This is a genomic window from Rhizobium sp. AQ_MP, assembly GCF_014237835.1.
In the GTDB taxonomy this organism is placed as follows: Bacteria; Pseudomonadota; Alphaproteobacteria; order Rhizobiales; family Rhizobiaceae; genus Allorhizobium.
This window is the reverse complement of the sequence record NZ_JACJVI010000013.1, coordinates 54,308-80,830: the sequence shown is the minus strand read 5'-3', so window position 1 is coordinate 80,830 and position 26,523 is coordinate 54,308. Positions and strand designations below refer to the sequence as shown.

24 protein-coding genes and 2 pseudogenes are annotated in these 26,523 nt (G+C 58.8%); 12 read left to right on the top strand and 14 right to left on the bottom strand.

Annotated features, from left to right (window positions below; genetic code table 11):
- Positions 1-71 precede the first annotated feature (71 nt).
- Positions 72-1,025: an AraC family transcriptional regulator gene (locus H6M51_RS17950; RefSeq protein ID WP_185811193.1), complete on the bottom strand. Its 954-nt coding sequence runs from the start codon at positions 1,023-1,025 to the stop codon at positions 72-74.
- 411 nt (positions 1,026-1,436) lie between these two features.
- Between H6M51_RS17950 and H6M51_RS17945 the strand changes: the two genes are divergently transcribed.
- A complete protein-coding gene (locus tag H6M51_RS17945; protein ID WP_185811192.1) occupies positions 1,437-2,942 on the top strand; it encodes an alpha/beta hydrolase in 1,506 nt (501 codons plus the stop codon).
- A 476-nt stretch (positions 2,943-3,418) separates the two neighbouring features.
- Positions 3,419-3,688, top strand: coding sequence for a helix-turn-helix domain-containing protein (locus H6M51_RS25060; protein WP_407073596.1), 270 nt, complete (start codon positions 3,419-3,421; stop codon positions 3,686-3,688).
- 84 nt (positions 3,689-3,772) lie between these two features.
- On the opposite strand, the pseudogene H6M51_RS25055 reads toward H6M51_RS25060, so the two are convergent.
- The 3 genes and pseudogenes from H6M51_RS25055 to H6M51_RS17925 all read right to left on the bottom strand — a co-directional run.
- A pseudogene (locus H6M51_RS25055) lies at positions 3,773-4,069 on the bottom strand (aldehyde dehydrogenase family protein); the annotation flags it as partial.
- Positions 4,070-4,113: 44 nt separating this feature from the next.
- Positions 4,114-5,418 carry a sodium:proton antiporter gene (locus tag H6M51_RS17930; RefSeq protein ID WP_185811190.1) on the bottom strand — a complete coding sequence of 435 codons (1,305 nt, stop codon included), beginning with the start codon at positions 5,416-5,418 and terminating at the stop codon, positions 4,114-4,116.
- A 128-nt stretch (positions 5,419-5,546) separates the two neighbouring features.
- Positions 5,547-5,711: pseudogene (locus tag H6M51_RS17925) on the bottom strand (IS3 family transposase); the annotation flags it as partial.
- A 116-nt stretch (positions 5,712-5,827) separates the two neighbouring features.
- Here H6M51_RS17925 and H6M51_RS17920 point away from each other — a divergent pair.
- From H6M51_RS17920 to H6M51_RS17905, 4 genes are read left to right on the top strand one after another with little or no spacing between them, the layout of a single operon-like run.
- Complete coding sequence (locus H6M51_RS17920; protein WP_185811189.1) at positions 5,828-6,028, top strand: type II toxin-antitoxin system VapB family antitoxin; 201 nt, start codon at positions 5,828-5,830, stop codon at positions 6,026-6,028.
- Positions 6,025-6,408: a type II toxin-antitoxin system VapC family toxin gene (locus H6M51_RS17915; protein WP_185811188.1), complete on the top strand. Its 384-nt coding sequence runs from the start codon at positions 6,025-6,027 to the stop codon at positions 6,406-6,408. The genes H6M51_RS17920 and H6M51_RS17915 overlap by 4 nt, the downstream gene beginning before the upstream one ends.
- Positions 6,371-6,919 (top strand): hypothetical protein, encoded by a 549-nt coding sequence (locus H6M51_RS17910; RefSeq protein ID WP_185811187.1) that lies wholly within the window; start codon positions 6,371-6,373, stop codon positions 6,917-6,919. Before H6M51_RS17915 ends, H6M51_RS17910 begins: the two co-directional genes overlap by 38 nt.
- Positions 6,919-7,518 carry a histidine phosphatase family protein gene (locus H6M51_RS17905; RefSeq protein ID WP_185811186.1) on the top strand — a complete coding sequence of 200 codons (600 nt, stop codon included), beginning with the start codon at positions 6,919-6,921 and terminating at the stop codon, positions 7,516-7,518. Before H6M51_RS17910 ends, H6M51_RS17905 begins: the two co-directional genes overlap by 1 nt.
- A 392-nt stretch (positions 7,519-7,910) precedes the next feature.
- Here the strand turns inward: H6M51_RS17905 and H6M51_RS17900 are convergent, their stop codons facing one another.
- Positions 7,911-8,945 carry a substrate-binding domain-containing protein gene (locus tag H6M51_RS17900; RefSeq protein WP_185811185.1) on the bottom strand — a complete coding sequence of 345 codons (1,035 nt, stop codon included), beginning with the start codon at positions 8,943-8,945 and terminating at the stop codon, positions 7,911-7,913.
- Positions 8,946-9,290: 345 nt separating this feature from the next.
- Here H6M51_RS17900 and H6M51_RS17895 point away from each other — a divergent pair, with 345 nt between their 5' ends.
- Genes H6M51_RS17895 through H6M51_RS17870 form a run of 6 tightly spaced genes read left to right on the top strand, consistent with a single transcriptional unit; the run spans position 9,291 to position 15,357 of the window.
- The gene (locus H6M51_RS17895; RefSeq protein ID WP_185811184.1) at positions 9,291-10,550 is read left to right on the top strand and encodes an ABC transporter substrate-binding protein; all 1,260 of its coding nucleotides are present in this window, start codon (positions 9,291-9,293) and stop codon (positions 10,548-10,550) included.
- Positions 10,551-10,610: 60 nt separating this feature from the next.
- Positions 10,611-11,597 (top strand): carbohydrate ABC transporter permease, encoded by a 987-nt coding sequence (locus H6M51_RS17890; RefSeq protein WP_185811183.1) that lies wholly within the window; start codon positions 10,611-10,613, stop codon positions 11,595-11,597.
- On the top strand, positions 11,597-12,424 hold the full coding sequence (locus tag H6M51_RS17885; RefSeq protein WP_185811182.1) for a carbohydrate ABC transporter permease: 828 nt from the start codon (positions 11,597-11,599) through the stop codon (positions 12,422-12,424). The genes H6M51_RS17890 and H6M51_RS17885 overlap by 1 nt, the downstream gene beginning before the upstream one ends.
- A gap of 11 nt (positions 12,425-12,435) precedes the next feature.
- Positions 12,436-13,461: an ABC transporter ATP-binding protein gene (locus H6M51_RS17880; RefSeq protein ID WP_185811181.1), complete on the top strand. Its 1,026-nt coding sequence runs from the start codon at positions 12,436-12,438 to the stop codon at positions 13,459-13,461.
- Between the two features lie 55 nt (positions 13,462-13,516).
- Complete coding sequence (locus tag H6M51_RS17875) at positions 13,517-14,302, top strand: ThuA domain-containing protein (protein ID WP_185811180.1); 786 nt, start codon at positions 13,517-13,519, stop codon at positions 14,300-14,302.
- On the top strand, positions 14,299-15,357 hold the full coding sequence (locus tag H6M51_RS17870) for a Gfo/Idh/MocA family protein (RefSeq protein WP_185811179.1): 1,059 nt from the start codon (positions 14,299-14,301) through the stop codon (positions 15,355-15,357). The genes H6M51_RS17875 and H6M51_RS17870 overlap by 4 nt, the downstream gene beginning before the upstream one ends.
- A gap of 506 nt (positions 15,358-15,863) precedes the next feature.
- Here H6M51_RS17870 and H6M51_RS17865 read toward each other — a convergent pair.
- The 9 genes from H6M51_RS17865 to H6M51_RS17825 form a co-directional block, all read right to left on the bottom strand.
- Positions 15,864-17,072 carry a mandelate racemase/muconate lactonizing enzyme family protein gene (locus H6M51_RS17865; protein ID WP_185811178.1) on the bottom strand — a complete coding sequence of 403 codons (1,209 nt, stop codon included), beginning with the start codon at positions 17,070-17,072 and terminating at the stop codon, positions 15,864-15,866.
- A 12-nt stretch (positions 17,073-17,084) separates the two neighbouring features.
- Positions 17,085-17,792, bottom strand: coding sequence for a FadR/GntR family transcriptional regulator (locus tag H6M51_RS17860; protein ID WP_185811177.1), 708 nt, complete (start codon positions 17,790-17,792; stop codon positions 17,085-17,087).
- Positions 17,793-18,381: 589 nt separating this feature from the next.
- A complete protein-coding gene (locus H6M51_RS17855) occupies positions 18,382-19,977 on the bottom strand; it encodes an FGGY-family carbohydrate kinase (RefSeq protein ID WP_185811176.1) in 1,596 nt (531 codons plus the stop codon).
- Between the two features lie 31 nt (positions 19,978-20,008).
- Positions 20,009-20,656 carry a dihydroxyacetone kinase family protein gene (locus H6M51_RS17850; RefSeq protein WP_185811175.1) on the bottom strand — a complete coding sequence of 216 codons (648 nt, stop codon included), beginning with the start codon at positions 20,654-20,656 and terminating at the stop codon, positions 20,009-20,011.
- A 4-nt stretch (positions 20,657-20,660) separates the two neighbouring features.
- Positions 20,661-21,662 (bottom strand): dihydroxyacetone kinase subunit DhaK, encoded by a 1,002-nt coding sequence (locus H6M51_RS17845; protein ID WP_185811174.1) that lies wholly within the window; start codon positions 21,660-21,662, stop codon positions 20,661-20,663.
- 14 nt (positions 21,663-21,676) lie between these two features.
- Positions 21,677-22,708, bottom strand: coding sequence for an ABC transporter permease (locus H6M51_RS17840; protein WP_185811173.1), 1,032 nt, complete (start codon positions 22,706-22,708; stop codon positions 21,677-21,679).
- Positions 22,705-24,249, bottom strand: coding sequence for a sugar ABC transporter ATP-binding protein (locus H6M51_RS17835; RefSeq protein WP_185811172.1), 1,545 nt, complete (start codon positions 24,247-24,249; stop codon positions 22,705-22,707). The genes H6M51_RS17840 and H6M51_RS17835 overlap by 4 nt, the downstream gene beginning before the upstream one ends.
- Positions 24,250-24,350: 101 nt before the next feature.
- Positions 24,351-25,361, bottom strand: a complete 1,011-nt coding sequence (locus H6M51_RS17830) for a substrate-binding domain-containing protein (RefSeq protein WP_113376111.1) — start codon at positions 25,359-25,361, stop codon at positions 24,351-24,353.
- A gap of 30 nt (positions 25,362-25,391) precedes the next feature.
- Entirely contained in the window at positions 25,392-26,414 is a 1,023-nt protein-coding gene (locus tag H6M51_RS17825; RefSeq protein ID WP_185811171.1) for an ABC transporter permease, read from the bottom strand.
- Positions 26,415-26,523: the final 109 nt, after the last annotated feature.

Genomic DNA, 26,523 nt, shown 5'->3' with positions numbered 1-26,523 from the left:
CTTGGGCCTGATGGCACCCGTTTGCGGGTGCAATGGCACAAGGGTTTGTTACGTTTGTCCGGGCTCGCTGGTTAAGCGTGACCCGTTCGCACGTCCCTTGGTGTCATACCGTAGGTCTGTTTGAAGCGGGTGTTGAACCAGGACAGGTCCCCAAACCCCGACTCCATGGCGATCTGAGCGATGTTGAGATGCTGCAAAGTCGGGTCGCTCAGCATGCGATAGGCACACGCCAGACGCCGGCTCGCCACATAGTCGCGGAAAGAGGTTCCCTCCCGCTCAAAGAGGGCGCGAAGATAGCGCGAGGAGAAGCCCAGCCGGCTTGCGACACTTTCGGCACTCAATTCAGCCGAGAAGAGATTTTGCTCGATCTGTCTTTTTACTTCCTTCAATCGTGCCGCCCGCACCCCGCGTCCGGCGGCAATCTCGGTCGCCTCCCGCGTCGCCCCCAGCGCCATCAAGGCAAGATCCTGCACATGCGCCACGCATTGTGCTGCCTCCTCAGGAGCAAGGGCTGGCAGTTCGGCATGCAGACTGCGGGCGTAATTCAGAAAAAGCCGCCATTGCGGTGTGAGCGGTGCAGAACGCCGAAGCACAGCCTGAAGTCCTGCCTCAGCCATTCCGAGATGTGCCTTTGGAATGGAGACATAAATGCCCTCCATGTATTGGCCACCGAACCGCACAGTCCCGGGCACGTCGCCCGGATCGACATAGACAGTTCCGGCACGCAAAACCTCTTCCTTGCCGCCGATCTGCGAGATCGTGCCACCGCCGGCCAGCGGAATATGAAACATCACGTCGTCGCTACACTCGGCGGCATGGCTGCGTGTCCGGATGGCTCTCGACGCAGAATGCCGACCATGTCCGATGATCACACCGGGCAGGACGGCGATCGATGTCTCCGAATTGAAGTGCTGCCGGTCATCGGGAATGAAGTCGACCCTAGTCATACTGGCAACGACATTGCGAAACGCATCGACGCGGCTTGCCCGATCGAAATCCTGCGATCGAATGGACAGCAATGGCATGATGACCTCTCCTCCAGCTCTTCTCCTCTACCTTTCTAGTGATACCCGTCATTTGGCGCATACCCCATTTGGCGTATCATCCCGATCAAGGCTTTTGGCAGGAGATTGGCTGTGCACAGAGATGAAGGACGTTCGAAGCATGCAGTGAAGGCAGGAATGGACCACAAGGAAGGGCCGGTTGCTTCCGGGATGATAGATCCAGACATGGACCTCGACATCATCTCGAACACCTATCGCGCCATTGTCGATCAAGAGGCTTTCGACGCCATGATCGACAGTTGGCAGGCGAAACTCGGTCGAATTCCGGACGATGAGAAAGCATCGACGCAATTGTCGAGTACGCTTCTGGCACAGCTTGCCCTGGCTCGCCAAACGCTCGACGGACTCGACATTCCTGCGGAGAACGATCCCTTGGCGCGTGCCGTGCAGGACGTACCCGGCCCGGCACTCGTTCTGTCCCCCGAAGGTCGCGTCGTTGTCACCAATACCGCAGGAGCATCCGTTCTCGGTGCACGACAGGGCAGTTTCCTTGATCTCGACAGAATAGACCCTCGGTCGCTGGACGCCTTTCGAACCATGATGCGCGCAGCAAACAAGCGTGCCAATCGCTCCCAGGCCATTCTGCGGATGTCTCCGGTGGATGACGGTGACCCCATTCTGGCCGAGGCGTGGCTTCTTGCCCCAAAGAACGATGGGGCCGCCTTTGTCGTCATCCGTTCCTTGGAAATCGAGTGGACCGATCGCGCTTCAGAGATGCTCGCGCAAGCCTTCGGGCTCTCGGCCGCCGAAGTGGAAATCGCGCGGATCTTCTTCCGTGTCCGTGATGTTGCGGCTACCGCTGCCGCCCGCAATGTATCGCTACTGACAGTGCGTACCCAGCTCAAGAGCATCATGGCTAAAACGGAAGCACCCTCACAGGTCGAACTCATGCGGCTTCTCGCAATGACCGCCGGGCGGGCCATTCAGGACCGTCAGGGCAAGACCGATACATGGAGAGATCCGCTTGGACGCGAAGAGATACTCAGCCTGCCGGACGGGCGCTCCATTGCCTGGACATGGCTCGGTGATCCGAATGGTCGACCCGTCGTGCTCTGTCGCGGCCTGCCGATGTGCTATTTGCTGCCACCCGACAGCGAAGGCCAGTTGCGAGATGCCGGGATCAAGCTTCTGGCCCTTTCTCGACCAGGCTTCGGCAATTCCAGCCAGCATCCCAATTTGTCTCCACTGGAAGACAATATCACTGCGCTGCGCGGCTTCCTCGACCATGTCGTCAAGGCACGCTGTATCGCGATCGGGCTGAGCAACGGCGTCTTGCCCCTGCTCGCGGAAGCCAGCCTGCGTCCCGACCGGTTCCATGCGCTTATCGCCATCGGCTATACGGGTGTGCTTGATCGCAGCGGCATCCGGCGATTACAGCCGACACAACAGGCTATGATGCGGCTCGTCGGGATGTTGCCCTGGCTGGTCGACCTGATGGCCAAGCAAGCCCATCGGATGATCCAGACCTATGGGGTAGATTGGTATATCGAGCGCGCCTATCGCACCCGTCCACTCGATTACGCAACCTGTACGGACCCCAATCTCGCACCCTTCATTCGAAACGCCTGTTCGCACCTGCTGGCCCAAGGGCATCAGACCTTTGTCCGTGAGCTTCTGCTTGCCCGATCTGACATCGACCCGGCCATCGACACCTTGTCAGTGCCATTGACATGGGTTGCACCGAAAGAAGACGGCGTCTTCGACGAGACGAGTTTTCGGCGAATAGAAAGGAGAAATCCTCGCATCCGTCTGCAACCTCTCGAGAAAGCCGGTGAACTCGCACTTTACCAACAGACTTTGCGCATAGTTGACCTTATTGTTAATACCGCGAACAGCACAACTTTTGGCGCCAACCAAACGTTTCCGACCTCCCTTTGACTCCATGCCCACAACTCGATCTAGAGCGACACGATCAGCCGCCGACGTGGGCGCGGGAGAACGAGATCAATTGCCGCTCTCCCACAATGCTGACGTCAGCCCAAGGCCACGGCACAAAGATGGCATCCACGGTCGCTTGCGTCGGAAAAACAAAGGCAAATTAAGGGCTTTATTCAAGTCTCTGAAGACATTGAGGTTCGACGCTCCCCAGCCGACCTCCCTTATTTACTATTCAATGACCTAGCTGACTGGAGCGTGCCACTCCCGGAACGGTTTTCCGCTTTACTTATCCGGCACAGCGCCCCGGGTCATGGGCTCAGGACGGTTCGCTTCAGCGCCTTCCCCTCACAGATTTCTCAGGGGTCCCGCTCTGGGTGATTCCGGCTCTGCCGAGGGCTCCAATGATAGTCATCCCGTTCGGTTGTTTTTTGTACAATTACTTTGCAATTCCGCTTCGATCATCCCGAAAGGGATTATTGGCAACTGTCTTTGACGGGGGAGCCCTCGTCCAGCTTATCCGCACGGAGCGAAAGCGTCAGCAACTCACCCAGGAACAACTCGCCAGCGTTGCAGGCGTGGGCGTTCGCCGCGTGCGAGAGCTAGAGAGCGGCAAGGAAGGCTGCCGGGTCGGAGACGAAGGCGCAGTCGGTAGCTACGCGCATGCTGCAGTTCGGAGAGGAAAAAGGAGCGAAGAACACCGCGATTCTGCAGCGTGCATTAGTGCCGTGGCACCTCAGTTCGGTTGAAGTGCTAAGGCACCAATTCTTTACTTCGGCGCATTGCTGACGCATTGACTGGCAACGGGCCGCCTGTAGTGGCTGCCGGTTGCCTGCCTTGAGGCTGGCGATCGAGTACCGGACGGCTTGATAGGCAGGGAAATTCCAAGGCTGAATGCCGTAGATCACGCCCAGAGGCGCGTGCGTGACATAGCCCTTGCCGCCTTCAATTTCGCGCTCGTCGTCAGCCAGTGCCGACGGACCGATCTCTGCAGTATAGTCGCATATGGCGGCACATAGATCGACCTCGCTGAGGCTTTCCTTCAAGAGCTTGCCAACCTCGTCGGTCATTAGCCTTGCGAACGCGTCCTTCGGGAATGGAGTTCGAGCAGCCTCTTCTTGGAGATCTATGGTGCTCTTGGTCTGACGCTGTCATCAACGCATAGGTTCGCAACTCACGAGGCCGGACCCTGCAGCCCAGGCGGAGGCAAGCCTTCAGAATCCGGGTCTCGCCCTTGGCTGCGATCGAGCAGGCGCATGATCGGGGTCACGGTTAAGCCGTGCAGAAGAACCGACAGCAGCACCACCAAGCCGACAATCGCCCATAGCCTCTCGCCACCTTCAACCGACATATGGTTGAGGCCGTAGGCGAGATAGTAGAATGATCCGACGCCACGGATCCCGAAAAAGGCAAGCGTAAGCTTTTCGCTCCAACTCGCCTTGAAGCCAAGCAATCCGATCAAGCCTGCAAAAGGGCGAATGATGAGCAGAATGACAAAGGCGGCAACCACATCGATGGCGCGAAGCGGGGCAAGAAGACCACTCACCAATGCCCCTCCGAAAAGGACCAACAAGATCATCATGGCGAGACGTTCGACCTGCTCGGTCACATCATGCATCTCACGATGAAAGTCATGCTGCCGGTGAGCCTGGCGAAGAGTAAGCGCTGTAATGAACACCGCCAAGAAGCCGTAGCATTCGATCATCTCCGTCAGGCCATAGGAAACGAAGGTTGCCGCAATCGCGATCAATCCGTCCCCTGTCTGAGACAAGCGGGTGTCAGCGGGGACCCGGAAGGTGAGCCAACCGAATATCCGGCCGACCAGCCAGCCGCCCACGATCCCGGCGCCAATTTCCCAAAGCACGTTGTGAAGGATCCAGGTTCCCAGCCAAGGCTCTTTTGTTGTGGCTGCAAGGCTGAGTGCTATGGCGAGGTTCACGAAGGGAAATGCCAACCCATCGTTCAGTCCAGCCTCTGATGTGAGGCCAAATCGCACCTTGTCTTCCTGGCCTGACTTCGGAGGACCTACCTGTACGTCTGCGGCGAGAACAGGATCGGTCGGCGCCAGGCTTGCACCAAGCAAAAGCGCGACAGGCAAGGAAAGGCCCAAGCCCCAAACGCCAATCAGCGCGATGGCCACGATACTCAGCGGCATGGTCAATGCCAGAAGCCGCCAGGTCACATCCCATCGCCGCCAACTGAACACACGGTCCAGCTTCAGGCCAGCCCCCATCAAAGCGATGATGACCACGAACTCGGTGAAGCGTTCCGTGAACTCGGGATAGGTGAAAGGTAGCGGCTGGTCCGACATCTGTGGGGCCAGAAACAATGCTGCTCCCAACGCAATGCAGATGATCGGCAATGAGAGCGGAAGACGTTTGAGAGCCAAAGGCAACCAAGCGACGAGCGCAATCAGAATGCCAAGCACCGTCAGCACCAGGATATATGGATCGGGGGACCACTCGTTCAGATCGAACATGTGACCTAAACCCGGTCAAGCAAGATTAGATCCATTGTCCTAAGCTACTTTTTCGATATTCGAATGGCCCTATGTTTTGGGCATCGATCTGAACCGCGCCGGCTTTGCCAGAGACCGTTTGGTTTAAGTTATGCGGCCATAGCTGGGGCGTCCAGCATGGCAGGGTATCGTTCTTCGGCCTCGGCGGGCGGAATGTTTCCGATGGGCTCCAAGAGGCGGCGGTTGTTTAACCAATCGACCCATTCGAGCGTGGCGAACTCCACGGCTTTGAAGTTGCGCCACGGTCCCCGTCGACACCTTGAACTAGGTCGAACCGACGGCTTGAAATACAATAAGCATCGACTCCGCGAGGCGTAGAAACTAGCACCAAATGGTGCTAACTAGACCATTCATCTTCAGGAGTTCTGACATGCGGTCTACCATAAATCTCGATGACAATCTCATCGAAAGGGCCAGGTCCCTCACGGGCACGAAGGAAACAGCAGCTCTTGTTCGACAGGCGCTGGAGACCCTTGTGCGTGTGGAATCTGGCAAACGGCTGATCGCCCTTGGTGGCTCAATGCCAGAGGCTGAGGCGTCAACGCGCCGACGGAGCGACGTAGTCAAGTGATCCTGGTCGACACCTCAATCTGGATCGACCATTTTCGATATGGTGACGCAGAACTAGGGAAAATCATCACTGATGACCTACTGCTCTGCCACCCTTTTGTTGTCGGCGAACTGGCGCTTGGTAGCCTACGAGAGCGGGATGCCGTCATAGCTTTCCTAGCCGCTCAGCGCGAAGCAACGATCGCGACCCATAAAGAGGTCATGACGGTAATTGATCGGCATTCGATATTCAGCATGGGGATCGGTTACACAGACGCGCACTTGTTGACGTCAACACTGCTCGACGGGCGCGCAAGCTTGTGGACAAGAGACAAACGCCTGGCGGCCGCAGCACAAAAAGTTGGTGCGACGCTTTACCAGCAGGCGCAAGCCGCTCATTAAAGCCGTCATGCAGAACGGTTCGCTGTGCGACCTGAGAGATAGGTGCTGCGATGGGATACGAGCCCGCGACCTGTCGTTCAGCAACTGTGCCGCACTGTTACATGGCGGGCGCATCGAGCGGTTTGGCAGTCCAAAAGACCTCGTCACCGATCCCCAGACTGCTTTCGTTGCGACATTCGTCGGCACGCCACCCGCAAACCTCATTCCCGTCAGCAATGGCATTTTCTGGGATAAGTGGTCAGACGGCGAGCTCGAAGGCCAATCAGGATCCGCAATGTTCAGACCGGAGGAGCTAGAACTCGCAGCAGCTCCGTCTGCTCGCACGCTGACACTCGACTTTGCAGAAGCAAGCCCCATGGCCGGGCGTTTCATGGTCACAGGTGTTCGAAATGGTCTTCGCCTCACCGCGATCGTTGACCTGCTGCCGGACTTGATCGTCGGTGACGAAGTCCATTTTCAGCTACCGCGGAATCCGAGCGGCTTCTTCACCAACGAGGGAGGCCGCGTCTGATGATGCGTATCTTTTTGGTGAGGCACGGGGAAAGTGAGTGGAACTCGGTGCGCCGGCTCCAAGGTCAGGCAGACATCGATCTGTCGGCCCGCGGTGTAGCCCAAGCCGAAGCACTGCGTCCTGTGATCGAAGCCATGGCGCCGGATCATGTCCTAACGTCCGACCTGTTACGTGCACGCAAGACCGCCGCACTTCTTGGCTTCGAAGATGCGGTTCGCTCGAGAGAATTCCGGGAGATCGATGTGGGCGACTGGACGGGGCATGCGATTGCGGACCTGATCGCGGCAGATGAAGAGGCTTACCGGGGCTGGCGCGCCGGCACCTTCGTGCCCCCACAAGGCGAAAGCTGGCACGACTTCCGCAGCCGCACCCTCAAAGCTCTGACAGATGCTTGCGATGCAACCCGAGACCGTCTTCTGGTCGTATGTCACGGGGGTGTCATTCGCGCCCTGCTTGATGGCCTGCTCTCACTGCCACCAAAGCGGATCATCCCGGTTGGTCCCGCAAGTGTCACCGTGCTTGCGTTGAGTGACGGGCACTTTCGGCTCGAAAGCTTCAACTTCAGTCCGAACGGGCCGGTGTTTGACGCTCCTGACTGACAAGGAGCCGCGGATGACCCTCCATCTTCTCGATGAGTTTCGGCGGCTGACGCGACTGCCGATCGCCTCAGCCGGCAAATAGGATGAAGGCTTGCCAATCAGGGACCGTGACATCGCAAGCTCGCAGTTCAAGATCATCCTCACGGCGCCAGGCTTCGTCGTTATCTCGGTTTCGCCGGCGGATGTGTCAGGAGTGTTGATCGCGGCAAAATCAGCGCGGAGGACTTCGTTCGCGACCTTGATGTGCAGCACAAGGACACAGCCTACAGATGAGCAGGCGGCGAAACCTGAGGGCCCGCACTGTTACTCTCTGGGCTGCTTATCTCCTTGAAGGGATTGACTGCCGCCCATCAGTCCACCAGCCGAGCCAATAAATCCGGCAAGGCCCCGCATCACTCCCTTGCGACACTATCCTGCGGCGCGGGTCGCGTCGTTTCGCGCAGGATCAGCTCCACCGGCCAGAGCTCCCTCACATCGGTCGCCTCGCGGCCCGAAAGCATTTGCAGTATCAGGTCAGCAATTCGGCTTCCTGCGGCACGGATCGATGAGCGGGTTGTTGAAAGTGACGGCGACATGTTCTCGGCGGTAAGGTAAGGAAACACGTCGTCATGGGCGACCACGGAGATGTCCTCGCCGACGATCAGGTTCATAGAGCGGGCAGCGCGATAAACGCCAAGGGCCGTCATCATTGAACCAGCGACAAATGCGGTTGGCCGTGGTCGCTGTTCCATGGTGGAACGGGCATAGCGGAAGCCGATCTCATCCGTAAAGTTGCCGTATGTTACGAGTTTCGGGTCGAACTCAACGCCGCGATCGGCAAGGGCCGCCTTGTACCCAGCGAGGCGGTGCATGGTGAAGGTCAGGCCCTCACGACCGTTCAGCAAGGCTATCCTGCGATGACCAAGATCAAGTAGATGCTCTGTGCTGCGGCGTACAGCACCCTCATTGTCGATGTCGAGCCATGCATGCGGGACCTCGGTTGCCGAGCGGCCATGTACAATGAACGGCAGCTTTAGCTGGTGGAGCAGAGCAATGCGGGGGTCGTTTGGTCGTGGTGAGTGGAGCACCACAGCGTCGACGCGCCGGCTCTCCGCCAATCGCCGGTATAGCTGCAGCTCGTCTCCCGCGTCGTCCTCTGCTTTCGGCGTGATCAAGATGTCCAGGTCTTCTCTGTTCAGACGGTCGGCCATGCCACTCATAAATTCGGAGAACTGATACTCACCGGCTCTCGTCATGACGACGCCGATTGCACCAGCCCGCCCGGTGGCGAGGCGCACGGCGTTGATATTGGGCCGGTAGCCTAGTCGCCCAGCCTCTTCCATGACGCGAAGTCGCGTAGCCTCGCTCACTTCAGGGTAACCGCTCAAGGCACGGCTCACTGTCGTGGGTGACAATCCGATCTGTTGGGCAAATTCTTTAAGCTTCATCAGGCACCTCGCCCCTGCGGAGCCATAAGGCTCCCCTCCCCCTCAGCGCTTATCCCATGTTCACATAGCTGCTGGCAATCATTGACATCAAACAGGCCAAACCGATTTTGATTTTCGCGTATAACGATCACCGGATGTAGGGCGCCGTTGAGCGCCTAGGGTTGATAGAATCAACGCGTCACCGAACTTATATACATATATTACAATAGCTTGGTCTGACACCATTCACTTCTATAAGAATCTTGTTTGACACGCATCGGAATCTTTGCAAACTTTCGCCAGCCAAACCGCTTTCAAATTGTTGAGAGAACAAACGGATTGGTTGTTCTTTGGGAGGAGATATCGATGAAGAAGCTTTTGACTGCCGTATTCCTTGCCGCCACCGCGCTTGGTGGCGCGGCGCACGCTGCCGAGATCGCCGTTGCGGCCAACTCGACCGGCAAGAATCTCGATTTCCTGCGCGCCGTGTTCGCAGAATTCGAAGAAAAAACCGGGCACAAGGTGTCGCTCGTCACGATGCCGCCTTCGAGTTCCGAGCAGTTTGCCCAGTATCGTCTTTGGCTCGCCGCCGGCAACAAGGATGTCGATGTCTATCAGACTGATGTCATCTGGGCCCCGCAATTGGCCGAGCAATTCGTCGATCTGAAGGATGCCGCGAGCGACGTCATCGACCAGTTCTTCCCATCGATCATCCAGTCGCAAACCGTGGATGGGCGCCTTGTTGCCATGCCGATGTTCACGGATGCGCCGGCGCTTTACTACCGCAAGGATCTTCTCGAAAAGCACGGCAAGGAGTTGCCGAAGACCTGGGAGGACCTGGCGCAGGTGGCCGAGGAGATCCAGGCCAAGGAACGTGAAGGCGGGCAGGGTGACATGTGGGGCTTTGTCTTCCAGGGCAATGCCTATGAGGGGCTGACCTGCAATGCGCTGGAATGGATCAAGTCCTCCGGGGGCGGACAGATCGTCGAACCTGATGGCACCATTTCCGTGAACAACGAGAAAGCGATCTTAGCACTCGAGCAGGCCAAGACCTGGATCGGCACCATTTCGCCGCCGGGCGTGCTGGCCTATCAGGAAGAGGAGGCGCGCGGTGTCTGGCAGACGGGCAATGCTGTCTTCATGCGCAACTGGCCCTATGCCTATGCGCTCGGAAATGGTGACGACAGCGCGGTCAAAGGCAAGTTCGATGTGACGACCCTTCCGGTTGCTGCGGCCGGCGACAAGCCGTCTTCGACCCTTGGAGGTTGGAACCTGGCGGTCTCCAAGTATTCCGATGAGCAGGAGGCATCGATCGAGCTCGTCAAGTTCCTGAGTTCGCCCGAGGTGCAGAAGCGCCGCGCGATCGAGCTGTCGAATCTGCCGACCCTGCAAGCGCTTTATGACGATCCCGATGTCGCCAAGGCCCAGCCCTTCATGCCGCAATGGAAGCCGATCTTCCAAGATGCAGTGCCGCGTCCCTCGGCCGTCACCAAGGTGAAGTACAACGAAGTGTCCTCGCGCTTCTGGGGTGCCGTTCACAATACCCTCTCCGGCACGGGCAGCGCGGCCGAAAACCTCGAACTCCTCGAGATCGAGCTCAACGAACTCATGGGCAATGGCTGGTGATGAAGCGGCCGGGTGGACCTTGCGCCGCCCGGCTTTCACCAACTGCATGGAGGATAGCCCATGACCGATGTCAGCCTGCAAAGGGCGGCGCGACCGCCGGCGGAAAAAGTGGCATCAGGCTCCGATCTCAGTGCCCAGCGCACCCGATCTGCCTGGATTTTTCTCGCCCCGACCCTTCTCGTGCTCGCCATGGTGGCCGGATGGCCGCTCGTTCGCACGATCTATTTCAGTTTTACAAACGCCACCCTCAACAATCTCGACGGTGCCGAATTCATAGGTTTCTCCAACTATCTCACCTGGATCACGCTGCAGAGTGGCCGCACCGTCTGGCGCGGACTGCTCGTCGATCCTGCCTGGTGGGGAGCTGTGTGGAATACGCTGCGCTTCACCCTCATCTCGGTCTCGATCGAGACGGTGCTCGGCCTCGTCGTTGCGTTGGTGCTTAACGCCAATTTTCGCGGGCGGGGCATCGTGCGCGCGGCAATTCTCATACCCTGGGCCATCCCGACGATCGTCTCGGCGAAGATGTGGGCCTGGATGCTGAATGACCAGTTCGGCATACTCAACGACATATTTCTCAATCTCGGGCTGATCAGCCAGAAGATCGCCTGGACGGCGAATCCCGATACCGCAATGGTCGCCGTCCTGATCGTCGACGTCTGGAAGACGACGCCGTTCATGGCACTTCTCATCCTCGCGGGTCTGCAGATGGTGCCTCAGGATATCTACGAGGCGGCGAAGATCGACGGCGTGCATCCGATCAAGGTGTTCTGGCGGATCACCCTGCCGCTCATTCGTCCGGCTCTGATGGTTGCGGTGATCTTCCGCATGCTCGATGCGCTACGGATCTTCGACCTGATCTACGTGCTGACACCGAACAATTCGCAGACCAAGACCATGTCGGTCATGGCGCGTGAAAACCTGTTCGAATTCGACAAGTTCGCCTACGGGGCGGCCGCGTCGACCATGCTGTTCCTGATCATCGCCTCGATCACTGTCCTCTACATCGTCTTTGGGCGAGTGAACCTTTCGGGAGGTGACCGCTGATGCCGACGATCCTCAAACAAGGCTTGTTCTACGCACTTGTTGCCGTCATTGTGGTGGTTGCGGTCTTCCCGTTCTACTACGCCATCATCACCAGCCTGAAGCCAGGAAGCTCGCTGTTCGACATCAGCTATTGGCCGAAGGTGGTGACCTTCTCGAATTACGAAGGCGTGCTGTCGCGCGGCAGCTTCCTGCGCAATCTCGGCAACTCCGTCATGATTGCCAGTATCGTGGTGGCCATCTCTCTGCTCTTGGCCGTCACTGCGTCCTATGCGCTGGCGCGGGTCCGGTTCCGCGGCAGGGGGCTCCTGCTTCTCACCATCCTCAGCGTCTCGATGTTTCCGCAAATCGCAGTTCTTGCCGGGCTGTTCGAGCTCATCCGCTTCGTCGGCATATTCAACACGCCGTTTGCGCTGATCTTTTCCTACATGATCTTCACACTGCCGTTCACCGTCTGGGTGCTGACCACCTTCATGCGGGATCTGCCGATCGAGATCGAGGAGGCGGCAATTGTTGATGGTGCGTCGTCCTGGGTGATCGTGACACAGGTGTTCATGCCGTTGATGTGGCCAGCGCTTGTCACGACGGGACTGCTCGCCTTCATCGCGGCCTGGAACGAATTCCTGTTCGCGCTCACCTTCACCTCGTCCAACAGCCAGCGGACCGTGCCGGTCGCCATTGCTTTGCTCTCCGGCGATACGCAGTTCGAAATCCCCTGGGGCAGCATCATGGCCGCCTCGGTCATCGTCACCATTCCGCTGGTCGTGCTCGTCCTGATCTTCCAGCGGCGGATCATCTCCGGCCTGACCGCCGGCGGCGTCAAGGGATAGGAGGAAAACCCATGGCCCATATAAAACTGACCGATGTGCGCAAATCCTTCGGTGCCCTCGAGGTCATCAAGGGTGTCGATATGGAAATCCGCTCTGGCGAATTCATGGTCTTTGTCGGTCCGTCCGGTTGCGGAAAGTCCACGCTGCTGAGGCTGATTTCCGGTCTAGAAGATATCACTGCCGGTACGCTCGCCTTTGACGGCGAGGTCATGAACCAGCTGGCGCCCGCCAAACGGGGCATCGCGATGGTCTTTCAGTCCTATGCGCTCTATCCGCATATGAGCGTCTTTGACAACATGGCCTTCGGCATGAAACTTGCCGGCCAGGACAAGGCGGAGCGCGATCGGCGGGTACGCGAGGCGGCTGAGATGTTGCAGCTTACACCCTATCTCGAACGGTTGCCGCGGCAATTGTCGGGCGGTCAGCGGCAACGTGTGGCGATCGGTCGCGCGATCGTCCGCGACCCTCGCGTGTTTCTCTTTGATGAACCTCTCTCCAACCTCGATGCCGCGCTCCGTGTGGCGACCCGACTCGAAATCGCCAAGCTTCATCGCAGCATGCACAACACCACAATGATCTATGTGACGCATGACCAGGTAGAAGCCATGACGCTTGCAGACCGGATCTGCGTTCTTCGCGACGGCGTGGTGGAGCAGATCGGAACCCCGCTCGAACTCTACGAGAGCCCGAACTCGCTCTTCGTCGCGGGGTTCATAGGATCGCCAAAGATGAACTTTCTGTATGGCCGCTTTTCCGAGCCGCATGGGGCCCATACGATCGGCATCCGTGCGGAGCACCTCACCATCGAGACCGAGGGGCGCTGGCAGGGCTCGGTCGTGCATTCCGAAATGCTGGGTTCGGACAGCTATGTTTATGTGGACATCGGCGGCGGCGAGCCACTCGTCGTCCGGCAGGAGGGGACGGCCACCCTTCGTCCCGGTGAGACCGTCAGCGTCAGCCCCGACAATCATCAACTACACCGTTTCGACCGCGATGGCCGCGCCATCGGCCGCGGCCTGATGAAAGGCGCCGCTTGAGCGTCATCATGACATGCGGCGCCCCATGGCGGGGCGCTAACCAAGGAGAATTCAGATGACGATCAGAACGGTTGTCTGGGGTGAAAACATTCACGAGCGCGAAAATGACATCGTCCGCGGGATTTATCCCGACGGCATGCATGCGACGATTGCCGCGGCTCTGAACACTGACAGTGAAATCGAAGCGACGACGGCAACCCTGCAGGAGCCGGAGCATGGCCTTTCAGAAGCCCGGCTGGCCGACACCGATGTGCTCGTCTGGTGGGGCCACAAGGCGCATGGCGAGGTCTCCGACGAGATCGTCGAACGGGTCGCAAGTCGTGTCTGGGAAGGCATGGGCCTTCTCGTCCTGCATTCTGGCCATTTTGCCAAGCCCTTCAAGCGCCTGATGGGCACGCCCTGTGCTCTCAAATGGCGCGAGGCGGGTGAGCGCGAGCGGATCTGGACGGTCAATCCGGGCCACCCCATCGCCGCTGGTATCCCGGAAAACTTCGTGCTGGAAAATGAAGAGATGTATGGCGAGTTTTTCTCCGTGCCGGAGCCGCTTGAAACGGTCTTCATCTCCTGGTTCGCCGGCGGCGAGATCTTCCGCTCGGGCCTCACCTGGCGACGCGGTGCAGGCAATATCTTCTATTTCCGGCCGGGTCACGAGACCTATCCGACCTATCACGACGCGACCGTTCAGCAGGTGCTTCGCAACGGGGTGAAATGGGCCTACAATCCGATGCCGCGCTATTCGGCCGTGCATGACGCGCCGAATGTTCCGGTCGAGCAGGCGCTGGAGCCGATCACGGAACGTGGCCCGCGCCTGCACCAGGCCGGTGAGGAAGGCTACAAATGAGCACTGCCCCCATACGCCTTTTGATCCTTGGCACCGGCGGCATGGCCAATACCCATGCCATGAACTTCTCCACCATCACCGATGTGCACCTCGTCGCGGCTGTTGACCTCGACATGGCGACGGTGCGCGCCTTTGCCGCGCGGCACAATATCCCCAACACGTTTACCTCGCTCGACGAGGCGATCGCCTGGGGTGAGTTCGATGCTGTCACCAATGTCACGCCGGACCGGGTGCACCATCCGACAACGCTCAAGCTGCTCGCTGCCGGCAAGCATGTGATGTGCGAGAAGCCGCTGGCCGAGAACTATGCCAAGGCCGACGAGATGGCGACGGCTGCGGAAACCTCCGGCCTCGTCAACATGGTCAACCTCACCTATCGCAACGTGGCGCAGGTGCAGAAGGCCCGGCAAATGGTTATCGGTGGCGAGATCGGCAAGGTTCGTCACATCGAGGCCTCCTATCTGCAGAGCTGGCTCGTCTCCAAGGCTTGGGGCGATTGGTCGACCGAGAGCCAATGGCTCTGGCGCTTGTCCACCAAACACGGCTCGAACGGCGTGCTCGGCGATGTCGGCATCCATATTCTCGACTTTGCCGGCTATGGTGCGGCGACCGACATCGATCACGTCTTTGCGCGGCTGAAAACCTTCGACAAGGCGCCGGGCAACAGGATCGGGGAATACGACCTCGATGCGAATGACAGCTTCACCATGACGGCCGAATTCACCAACGGCGCGATGGGCGTGGTTCACGCCAGCCGCTGGGCGACAGGTCACCTCAACGAGTTGCGGCTTCGTGTCCATGGCGACAAGGGCGCGCTCGAGGTCATCCATCGGCTCGACGGCTCAAGTCTTCGTGCCTGTCTGCAGGAAGATGTCGAAAAGGCCGTCTGGCGCGAGATCGAGGTCGATCCGGTCGAGACGAACTATGAGAAGTTCATCACGGCGATCCGCTCCGGTTATGGCCAGGAGCCGAGCTTCCGGCATGCCGCAAATCTGCAGAAGATCCTCGATCTCGCCATGCTGACGGAAGTCGAGCGGCGCGAGCTGGCGGTCTAGTCTTAGCGATCGACACGAAAAACGCCGCCCGAGGAGATTCGGGCGGCGTTTGAATTATGCCCTCAAAAGCTCAAGCCGATCGTCTGCCTGCTCACAGCTATTGAGCGGAATTGGACCACTGTCACGAACCTTTCGCCCTCAATCAGCGTTTATCGAGAGCAAATTGCGGCTCTTGAGCTCAGGGCTCAGACCCCAAGCTCCATCCATGGCACACGATTGACTGGCTATTTCTTGGTGTTGTGGCGGAGCCACGAAAAGGCGTTGATAGGCGCGCGGGCGGGGTTTCTACCTCCGACCTCGAAAACGGACCACCGACGCCCCAGCCGAAGCGTGGCCGCCCGCACCTCGCGCTTTACCAAGCTCTGATAGCCCTTTGCCTTGTGCTGATCGAGAATTCGAGCAAACCCCCGCCAATGCCTTGCAGGCGTGTTTCGACCCCAATCCCACACACTCGCGTGAGCTGCGGCAGAATTAGGGTGCGGCGGCTCTACACAATAGCGTCATCTTCAGACGCTCGAGGCATCAGACGTACGGCGCAACACGGTAAACACCCGCTCCAGATCCGGATTGAGTTCCATCCCGAGACCAGGCCCAGGAGGCACCGTGATCATGCCGTTCTTCACTTCGGGAAGCGCCGTCACCAGATCGCGGTACCAAGTCTTGTAGAAGGCCCTGACGCTTTCCTGGACGAGGGCATTGGGGGCGTTGAGCGATAGATGCGTTGATGCGCAAAGCACCACCGGGCCCGTGCAGTCATGGGGTGCCACAGGCAAATGCCAGGCTTCGGCCATGGCAGCGATTTTCCTCGCCTCGGAAATCCCACCACACCAGCTGATGTCGAGCATCACGACACCGGCGGCTCCCGTTTCGAGCAAATCCCGGAATGCAAAACGTGAACCGAGCGTCTCGGAGGCCGAGATGGGAGCCGGAGAGACCGCGGCGTAGCGCGTGAGGCTGGACAGGCTGTCCATCTTGATGGGGTCTTCGTGCCAGAAGGTCTGGTAGGGTGTCAGCGCCTTGGCAATCTGCATGGCGGGTAAAAGTTGCCACATGGAGTGGAACTCGACCATGATGTCCATTTTGTCGCCGACGGCCGAGCGGATCTTCTCGAAGGGCTCGAGCGCGCGTTTCAGGTCCGGCATGGAGATGTATTGGCCACGGCTTTTCTCTGCGGCGAGATCGAAAGGCCAGATCTTCATCGCCGTGATGCCGTCTTCCAGGAGTGAATGGGCAAGCTCGTCGGCTCGAAGAAGAAAACCGTTCAGGTCATCATAATCCCTTCCCGCCGATGTCGACAGATCGTAATTCGCCGTTGTCTGCCCCGTCGCCTTCTTGATGTATTCGGTGCCGGCACAGGTATTATAGGTGCGGATTTCACGTCGGCTGAAGCCGCCCAGCAATTGCGCGATCGGCTGACCGGTCGCCTTGCCGAAGATGTCCCACAAGGCGATGTCAAAGGCGGAATTGCCGCGCACTTCTGCACCAGACGAGCGGAAACCGAGATAGCCGACCAGGTCGGCGGCCAGAAGATCAATCTGAAGCGGATCGCGGCCGATTACCCGAGGGGCGATGTATTCGTGGATATAGGCCTCCACGGTCTCTGCCCCGAAGAAGGTTTCTCCAAGCCCGGTGATGCCTTCATCCGTATGAACCAGGATCCAGAGGAGATTTTGCCGCTCCGCGATGCGCACGGTTTCCAGTTTCGTGATTTTCATGAAAGTTCTTCCTCAAGCAATACCGGCGGCAAGGAGCGCCTTGGCGCTTTCATCGAAATGTTTTGCCATCAGCTGGCTCGCCTCCTGTGGGTCGCCGGCATTGATGGCTTTTGCGATCGCGAGGTGAAGCGCGTTCATGGAATGCCGGTCTTCATCCGACGAGCGACTGCGCCATCCGATCGGCCAGGTCTGTCGCGAGACAGCCTGAAACGCGCCAAGGATCAGCAAAAAAATCGGGTTCTTCGATGCTCTGGCAATGCCAAGGTGGAAGGCGAGATCGTGTTCCATCACCGTCTCAGGCGAATGAAACTGCGTCTCCATCGCCTTTGCATGGTCAATGAGAATGCGCGCTTCTTCTTCTGAGCGTCTGAGGGCAGCAAGACTGGCCGTCCGCATCTCGATCGTGCGCCTGACATCATAGATCTGATGGACGCTGATCTGCTCGGTCCCCAGGCCATGCTCGATCATCAGTGACATGGCGCCGTGGTCAAGCTCCGCCACCCGCGCGCGCTTGCCCACATGCAGGTCGAGCAGTCTCATGGCCGCCAGTGACCGAAATGCTTCCCGAATGACCGTACGAGAGACGCTCAGTTCCTTCGACAGCGCCAGTTCGCTCGGCAGGCTGTCTCCCGGGCCGAGCTCGTGGTCCCGAATATAGGACGTGAGCGCACCGATGACGCCATCTACCCGACCATCGCTTCCCACTTCAACACCTACCAAAAGACAAACTCTCCCAAAAATACAAAACCTGTCAGACAGGTTTTGCTATTTCGATCTAGATTTTGTCGTCTCGCTTGTCAATCGCCGATACGACGGCCCCGACGTTTGGTCCGAAAGAGTTTGAGACGCTAGGCAAGGTTCTCGAAGACTGGAGATTGCTCCACGGACTGCAAGCAGACTGCGACGAGGTCGAGATTGCGGCATCTGCAATCCTCAATATGTTTCGTGAGGACAAGCGCAGCGAGTCACAGCTGACGATGGCAATGGCGGCCCATAGAGGACTGCAGGAACTGGTCGTAGGGGTGCGATCCCATGCTCTGGCTGAGCAGAGCCGGCCGCCAAAAGAGACGTCCAGAAACGTCCAGTAACGCTGATGCTGGCGCAAACCCAAAGGCTTGAGCTCTTTGAAGGCGCGCTGGTGCGGCAACTGGCCCTTTGTTCGCCTCCGATCTGGCCCAACGACACTCGCCGCTGCACTGGCTTGAATACCTGGCGCAAGGCGTCACAGTGTGACTTTGACAGGAGGTGACGAGATTAAATCCGACCGCCGAAGAGCTGTGGAAACCACGTCCGCCAGCATGCCCGGCGCTTAAATCGCCCGCCCGATATCCTGTAATTTGAGGAAGGCATCAAAGCGGCGTTGGTGAAGGGCAATGAGCTCTCCTTGACACGGCTCAAAGACCGAAGCCGAAGCGGATAGTGCCTGCATTGCCCCTTTCACATCAGGAAAAGCGCCACCTGCCACGCTGCCTAAGATGGCCGAGCCGAGCAGGACCGGCTCATCGGCAAGAGGGGCGACGACAGCCAAGCCGCAGGCATCCGCCAGCAACTGGCGCACCAGTGGGCTTGATCCGGCTCCACCACTGATCACCACGCGTTTGACGCCGGCGCCATGCCTGGCCTGCGTCTCGATGATCTGGCGAAGCCCGTAGCCAATGCCGCACAGACCGGCTATGTAGAGCGCGACCAGACTGGCAAGATCACGCTCCATGCCAAGTCCTGCAATCACGGCCCGCGCATGGGGATCGGCAAAAGGTGCTCGATTGCCGAGAAACTCAGGCACGACATGCAAGCCACCCGCTACCAAAACTGTCTCGGACAGCGTCTCGACCTGCGCTGTCGCGATCTCGGCCAGAAAAGCTGGAAGCGATTTACCTGACGCTTGCGCCCTCTCACTCGCCTCTGCTGCTGCCGGATGAAAGACCAAGAGCTGGTCGATTGCAGCGCCTGCGGCACTCTGGCCACCTTCATTCAGCCACAGACCCGGCACCATGGCCGAATAATAGGGTCCCCAGACACCCGGTACAAAGACCGGCTCGTTCGTCGAGGTCATGGTGCAGGAAGACGTCCCGAAGACATAGGCCAGATTGTCCATGGGGTTGTCGCCGATGCCGACCGTCCCGATGCCACCGGCATGGGCATCAATCATGCCAGCTGCAACAGCAGTCCCGGTTACCAGGCCCATGGCAGATGCCGCCTCTGCGTTAAGCCCTGCCCCAAGCCGGGTCCCAGGCTCGACCATCTGTGTCCCGATCCGGACGAAACCCTCATCCGCCAATTCGCCAAGTCCAATGGAGTGGAAATAGCTCTCGTCCCAGCGGGCCTCATGAGCAAGATAGGTCCATTTGCAGGTGACGGTACAGGTCGAGCGCGAAAGGTCGCCCGTCGCCTTCCAGGTGAGGAAATCAGCAAGATCGAAAAACTGCCAGGCTTTTCCAAAAATCTGAGGGCAGTTTTCCTTCAGCCAGAGCAGCTTCGGGGTCTGCATCTCAGGGGAAATCCGTCCACCGACATAACGCAGCACATCATGGCCGATCGCATTGATCCGCTCGGCCTGCGTGACCGCGCGATGATCCATCCAGACAATGATGTCGCGAAAAGGGTCCCCGCCACCAAGGCCAAGCGGTCGCCCTCCTTCACCCATGACGACCAGAGAGCAGGTCGCGTCGAAGCCGAGGCCAATGACCTGCTCGGGCGACACGCCCGCTCCCTGCACGACCTCACGGATGATCGCACAGATGGCGTCCCATATCTCGCTGCTCGACTGTTCGACGATCGAACCGCCCTCGCGATAGAGCGTTATATCGCGCTTGGCAGCCGACAACATGCGGCCCTTGAGGTCAAAGAGACCCGCACGCGCGCTTGCCGTGCCCACATCAACCCCGATGACATAGATTTCGGTCATTCCGTTCAATCCTGAGGCCGGTCACGCAATGTCAGTGGTTCGCCGCAAACTGGCTCATGCGCCTGATCAGGAAGAATCCGACGGTCGCGCCAGCGTCTTGCAGTCCCACGGTCTTTTCCTGGAATGCCGCCGCCTTTCCGTGTTGAGCGACCATCGACTTCGTCGCTTCCAGTGCTTCTTCGGCCACGGTCTCAGCAGAAGACAATGCCATAGTCAGGTTGTCGCGCCGTGCAGCTGAAGCTTCAAGCGCCTTCGTCATGGGATCGAGCACATCGAGCAGGGTCTTGTCACCGACCTTTGCCTTGCCGCGTTCAGCAATGCCATCGGTATAGGCACGCCAGAACCGAGCAAGCGCTTGCGTATCGATTGCGTCCAGTCCTTCGACCGCCTTGCTCGCCCTTAGGAAACCGGTCGCCGTCAGCGTCCCCATGGTTGAGGGAGCCGTCCGCGCCATCGTCGCACCGGCTGTGCGAAGCAGCTTGGACAAGCCGGCTTCTTCGCCTTCAGCAGCGACGGCGTCGGCCGCCGCTGCAAAAGATTTGGCCATGGTGATACCAAGGTCGCTGTCACCAACCTTGCCGTCGAGTGCGATCAGAAACTCGCGCTGTTCAGCAAAAAGCTGCTGCCAGCTCTGAAACAGCCCGATCAGATGACCCGCATCCAGTTTTTCGAGGCTCATGATCTTATCCCGTGACGTGCTTGAAGAAGGGCGTGTTGGCGGGTGCAGCCATCATACGGTCGAGCTCTTCATCAAGATGAAGGATCGAAATCGAGGCGCCTGCCATCTCCATCGAGGTTGCAAACTCTCCAATCCAGACGTGCTTGAGGTTCACGCCGCGCGCATCGAGAAGCTGACGGACCCGGCGGAAAAGGATGTAAAGTTCTTCGAGCGGCGTACCACCCAGACCGTTAATCAAAACAGCAACATCATCGCCTGACTTGTAATCAGTCTCGTTGAAGATGCGCTCCATCATCTCGTCGACAACGGCGTCTGCTGCAGCAAGCTTCTTGCGGCTAATGCCGGGCTCGCCATGGATCCCCATGCCGATTTCCATTTCGTCTTCGCCGATCGAAAACGTGGCATGACCGATTTCGGGCACGACGCAGCTGGATAGAGCAACACCCATGGTCCGGGACTTCATCCGTGCCTTGTCGGCAATTCGTGCGACCTCGTCGAGCGACAGACCTTCGGCGGCAGCAGCACCGGCCGCCTTGTAGATGAAGAAGATGCCCGCCACACCGCGGCGCTTGTGCTCTTCTCCAACAATCGAGGAGGCCACGTCATCGTTGCCGACAACCTGCTTGACGGCAATGCCATCGAGATCAGCGAGTTCGGCGGCCATGTCGAAATTGATGATATCGCCTGAGTAATTGCCATAGATGTAAAGGACACCGGCGCCCTGATCGACGGCCTTGGTCACCTGATACATCTGCTCGGCACTGGGAGACTGGAAGACACCGCCAACGGCTGCACCGTCGAGCATGCCGTCGCCGACAAAGCCTAAGAATGTCGGCAGGTGACCGGAGCCCCCGCCCGTGGTGAGGCCGACCTTGCCCGCCTTTGGCTTTGCCGTCACCAGGCAACGCAGATCGTCATTCACATAGGTGACCATCGGATGCGCCGCATAGATGCCCTCGAGCATCTCGTCGACGAAATTGACCGGATCGTTGAGAAACTTCTTCACTTTATCCTCCACTGTTACTTTTTGCGCTGACGCGTGACGAAGAAGGCAGCTGCAAGCAGGATGAAGCTGCCGACCACCAGTCGCTGCCAGGTGCTTGGGATGCCGACGAGAACCAGGACGCTGTTGATGACGACGACCAGGAGAACGCCGAGAATGGTGCCGAGAACCGTGCCGGTTCCGCCCGTGATGCGGGCGCCGCCCAGGACGACGGCTGCAATCACGTTGATTTCCGTGCCGACCAGATCAAACGGGTTTGCCTGCCGGTTGGCGCAGACATGAATGATCCCTGCAAGGCCGGCCAAAGCGCCGGCATAGCCGAATAGAAACAGATGCACCGTGCGCAGGCTGTAGCCCAGACGCTCGGCAATATTGGCATTGCCGCCTACGGCAAAGATTGCCCGCCCCATAAGCGTCCGGTTCAGGATCCACCAGGTCAGGATGGCGGCGAGCGGAAGCACGAGGAAATAGAAGGGCAAGGTGACGAGGGCGCCATTGGCGGTCTCGAACTGCAGAAGCGGCATTCGCCCGAAGGCCCCCATTTGCGGCGGCAGCGACATGATCCAGACCGTGCCAATGAAAGACAGAAGAAACCCGCGAAACAGATACTGCGTGCCGATCGTCACGATCAGCGATGGCACCCGCAGGTGATGAACGAGAAGGCCGTTGATCACGCCCAGCAGGACACCGCCTGCCATCGCAATCAGAATGATGACAATGATCGGCAGTCCTGGCAGATAGGTCTGCACCAGAAGGGTCACCGAATACATGGTGAAGGCGGCAATCGCGGTAAACGAGACATCGATGCCGCCAGCTGCCAGGATGACGAAGACGCCGAGCGCAAACAGTCCCATGACGACGCTTGCACGGCCGATATCGATCAGGGTCGACGGCTGAAGAAAGGCCGGATTGGCAATCGAAACGGCAACACAGATGGTCACGAGAAGGGCAAAGGTGATCGTCTCGGGCCGTCGCCGTATCAGATCTCCCAGACTGAAAGAGCGCGCATGTGTTGAAGAAGGGGCCGTGTCTACCTTGGTCGTGTTCATTGTGCAGCCCCCTTTTCACTGCCAAGCATTGCCCGGTAGAGATCGTCTTCAGACGCCTTGTCTGCTTCGAATTCTGAAACGATCTGGCCGCCATTCATGACCATGATCCGGTCGGCGTTTTGCAAGAGTTCCGGCAGATCGTCACTGACGATGATCAGCCCCATGCCGGATTGCGACAGGGATTGGATCACCTTGTAGATCGTGTCCTTTGAGCCGACATCGACACCGACGGTCGGACCATGCAGGATGAGGAGCTTTGGCAGAATGCTCAGCCAGCGACCGATCAGGACGCGCTGCTGGTTTCCGCCAGACAGCGAGCCAACCGGCAAGTCGATATTCTTCGTATTGAGGCGCATCTGTGCCGAGAGATCATCGGCAAGTCCCCTCGCCCGATCGCGATCAATCACGCCGATCCCATTGGTCAGATCCCGAAGGATCAAGGCGATCTCGTTGTCGAGAATGGATTTGTCAAGAAACAGACCTTCTGCCAAACGATCTTCCGGGACATAGCCGATCCCGTGTCTGATGGCGTCTGCGGGAGAAGTCAGTCTGACCTTCGCCTCGTCGATCAGCATTTTCCCACGCCCGATCGGCATGACACCGGCCAGTGCCATGGCAAGTTCGTTTCGACCGGAATCGGCAAGACCGGTGATGCCGAGGATCTCTCCGCGGCGAAGCGCAAGCGACACGCCTTCGACATTGTCGGTGTGCAGACCGTCGACCTTAAAGAAGATTTCGCCGTCGGGGCGTCCCTCACGATAGCGGGTGGCGGTGATCTGCCGCCCGGTCATCAGTTCAGACAGGTCATCCTTGGTAAAGCTTGCGATTGGACCTTGCGCCACGCATTTCCCGTCGCGAAAAACGATGGCGTTGCCGCCGATGCGGTAGCATTCCTCGAGCTTGTGGGTGACGAAGAGCACGGTCACGCCCTCAAGCCGCAAGCGCTCGACGACGTCAATCAGGTTATCGACCTCTCGCCTGGTCAAAGAGGTGGTTGGCTCATCCATAATGACGAGCTTTGCCCGTGTGGCAATCGCGCGAGCGATCGCCACCAGCTGCCGTGAGGCAAGCGGCAGATCCGAGACGATTTCCTGCAGGAAGGTGCGGTCCGTAGGCAGGCCAACAGCTGCAAGCGCGCAGGCTGCTGTCTCTCGCATCTGACTGCGGTTAAAAAGACGCGCCAGTCGTCCGCCAGCCGACACGAGCTGCTCGGTCAGGGCGACATTTTCGGCGACCGTCAGATTGGGCAAAAGCGACAGATCCTGATAGACGGTCTCAATCCCGGCTGCCAGCGACTGGATCGCTGTGAGAGCAGAATACCTCTTGCCCTCGAGCACGATCTCCCCAGAAGACGGCGGGTGCGCACCGGACATGATCTTGATGACCGTGCTCTTGCCGCAGCCGTTTTCACCCAAAAGGTGATAGACCTGGCCTCGGGCAAGCGTCAGGTTAATGCCCCTGAGCGCATGGACGCCACCAAACCACTTCTCGACATTGTTCAATCTGAGCAGCTCTTCTGGCTGCTCAACGCTTTTATGCATTGCGACCACGGCAACAGGATCCTCAATTTATCCGCAGGCGGGTTTTCGCTGCGGCGGTGTGACCGGGAGAAACATCTCCCGGTCACGGCTCACTCAAAGGATCAGAACAGGAAGTCCTTGTAGGTCGCCTTGTCGGCGAGAACCATGCCGTTCCCGACAACCAGCAAGCCCTGGCCAGCGCCCTGCTTGACGGTCACCTTTTCATAGCCGGGGACACCGAGATCCATGCCATCGGTGAGCTCCTTCTTTTCAAGCAGGAGCTTGGCGATCGTGTTCATCGCCATGCCGGCCTTTTGCGGATCCCAGAAACCGATCGCGGTGATTGCGCCTGACTCAAGCAGGTCTGCCGAGGGGTTCGGCAGGCCGGTGCCGACGAGGCAGACCTTGCCGCTCAGACCGGCTTCGTCGATTGCACGACCAACACCGAGGACGTCATTGCCGGCAGAAGTCTGGAAGCCCTTGATGTCGGGATGCTTGCGCAGGATTTCCTTGGCCTTTTCATAGGTCGCATTGGCATCGTCGAAGGACTCGTTATTGGCGTCAACGAGTTGCATGCCGGCATACTTCTTGGCGTTCTCTTCGCCCGCACCGACCCACTGCATGTGGGTGCGGCTGCCAAGCGAACCGACGAATGTCGTCCACTTGCCTTCCTTGCCCATGCATTCGGCAAGGCGCTCATTGAGGGCTGCACCATAATCGGCGTTGTCGAAGGCTTCGACATTGGCATTGGTGTTGATCTGGTTGTCGGCCTCATGGGTAACGACAACGATGCCACGTTCCATGGCGCGCTGCAGCGTGCCTTCAAGCACAGCCGGATCCATCGGAACGACGGCAAGCGCATTGACACCCTTGGCAACGAGGTCGTTGACGATCTGCAGCTGCTGGGCGGAGTCGGCGGTCGCCGGACCGCTCTGGCTTGCAACAACATCAGCATTGGCTTCCTGGAAGGCAACCACGCCGGTGTTCATGCGATCGAACCACGGGATACCGCTGATCTTGACCACCGTTGCAATCACCGGCTTTTCCTGGGCCACGAGCACGCCGACCGAGCCTCCCAGCGAGACGGCTGCAAGTGCTGTGCCGAGCATCATTTTTTTAACAAACGAGTTCATGCTTTCCTCCACAAATTTTCCCTCGCTTTGTTACTTCGGCGATTGAGGGACAGACGCCGAAGGATCTTCAGATCGACGCATGGGGGCGAAGAAACCCATCACGTCGTAGCGACCGACAGCCAGGAAGGTGAGCAGCAGAGCTCCCCAGGCGAAGTCTCGGACGAAGTTGGAAAGGCCGCCGAAGTTCAAAAGGCTCGACATCAGCTGCAGGGCGACCGCGCTCAACACCACGCAAACCACGCGGCCATAGCCACCTTCGGGGCGAACACCCGCCATCACCGCAATCAGGATGGCGATCAAGAGATAGGAGCTGCCATAGTCGAACTTCACGTTGACGTTGCGGGCCGCGATGATGATGCCGGCGATACCCGACAGCGTTCCCGACAGGGCATAGGTCGAAAGGATCACGCCGTTTTTCGGGAAGCCGGCAAAGGTCGCAGCCTTGGGGTTCGTCCCCATCAGCATCAACCAGAGACCAAAGGGCGTGAACTTCAACACGGCGCCAATCAGGGTTGCGACGACGATGAAGATGATGAAGCTGATCGGCACGCCAAACAGCATGTCGTTGCCAAGGCTCGACAAGAGAGCCGGACTGCCAACCGTCACGGCACGCCCTTGAGAGACGACGATGGCAAGGCCCATGAATGCCATCTGGGTTCCAAGCGTGCACAGGATCGGCGTGATCTGGAAGCGGGCAATCAGGAACCCGTTGAAGAGGCCGCCCGCAAAGCCGACCAGGAGGCAGCCGAACATGAAGCCCAGGCTGAATGTGGTGGGGTCGGACGCCGGCCCGAGAATCGACACCATCAAAACCGCAGAGACGACGCCTGAGAGATTGGCAAGCGCGATGCCCGAGAGATCAATGCCGCCATTGCCGGCGCACATGGCCAACATGACACCGATGGCCAAAAGCCCGATTTCGGGCACCTGACCTGCCATGGATTGCAGATTGAACAGCGACAGAAAGGAGCCGCCAGAGATCACCACTCCAGCAACAAGCAGCAGGGCGTTCATGATGACAAGCATCACGAATTGGCCGTCGGTTCGCCGCATGGTCTCCTCCCATGTTTAGTGAACGTTTTACGACTTCACTAAACGCTAGCAAAGCCGAAACGCGGTGACAAGCCCTATTTCACCTGCAAACCTCATTGCGAATTTGTCC

Coding starts and splice junctions, on each gene's coding strand:
- H6M51_RS17930 (WP_185811190.1), bottom strand. CDS start 5,418: ATGTTCGATCTGAACGAGTGGTCCCCCGATCCATATATCCTGGTGCTG.
- H6M51_RS17950 (WP_185811193.1), bottom strand. CDS start 1,025: ATGCCATTGCTGTCCATTCGATCGCAGGATTTCGATCGGGCAAGCCGC.
- H6M51_RS17825 (WP_185811171.1), bottom strand. CDS start 26,414: ATGCGGCGAACCGACGGCCAATTCGTGATGCTTGTCATCATGAACGCC.
- H6M51_RS17840 (WP_185811173.1), bottom strand. CDS start 22,708: ATGAACACGACCAAGGTAGACACGGCCCCTTCTTCAACACATGCGCGC.
- H6M51_RS17885 (WP_185811182.1), top strand. CDS start 11,597: ATGCCGACGATCCTCAAACAAGGCTTGTTCTACGCACTTGTTGCCGTC.
- H6M51_RS17850 (WP_185811175.1), bottom strand. CDS start 20,656: ATGAGCCTCGAAAAACTGGATGCGGGTCATCTGATCGGGCTGTTTCAG.
- H6M51_RS17870 (WP_185811179.1), top strand. CDS start 14,299: ATGAGCACTGCCCCCATACGCCTTTTGATCCTTGGCACCGGCGGCATG.
- H6M51_RS17865 (WP_185811178.1), bottom strand. CDS start 17,072: ATGAAAATCACGAAACTGGAAACCGTGCGCATCGCGGAGCGGCAAAAT.
- H6M51_RS17835 (WP_185811172.1), bottom strand. CDS start 24,249: ATGCATAAAAGCGTTGAGCAGCCAGAAGAGCTGCTCAGATTGAACAAT.
- H6M51_RS17905 (WP_185811186.1), top strand. CDS start 6,919: ATGATGCGTATCTTTTTGGTGAGGCACGGGGAAAGTGAGTGGAACTCG.
- H6M51_RS17855 (WP_185811176.1), bottom strand. CDS start 19,977: ATGACCGAAATCTATGTCATCGGGGTTGATGTGGGCACGGCAAGCGCG.
- H6M51_RS17880 (WP_185811181.1), top strand. CDS start 12,436: ATGGCCCATATAAAACTGACCGATGTGCGCAAATCCTTCGGTGCCCTC.
- H6M51_RS17900 (WP_185811185.1), bottom strand. CDS start 8,945: ATGAAGCTTAAAGAATTTGCCCAACAGATCGGATTGTCACCCACGACA.
- H6M51_RS17875 (WP_185811180.1), top strand. CDS start 13,517: ATGACGATCAGAACGGTTGTCTGGGGTGAAAACATTCACGAGCGCGAA.
- H6M51_RS17830 (WP_113376111.1), bottom strand. CDS start 25,361: ATGAACTCGTTTGTTAAAAAAATGATGCTCGGCACAGCACTTGCAGCC.
- H6M51_RS17895 (WP_185811184.1), top strand. CDS start 9,291: ATGAAGAAGCTTTTGACTGCCGTATTCCTTGCCGCCACCGCGCTTGGT.
- H6M51_RS17890 (WP_185811183.1), top strand. CDS start 10,611: ATGACCGATGTCAGCCTGCAAAGGGCGGCGCGACCGCCGGCGGAAAAA.
- H6M51_RS17920 (WP_185811189.1), top strand. CDS start 5,828: ATGCGGTCTACCATAAATCTCGATGACAATCTCATCGAAAGGGCCAGG.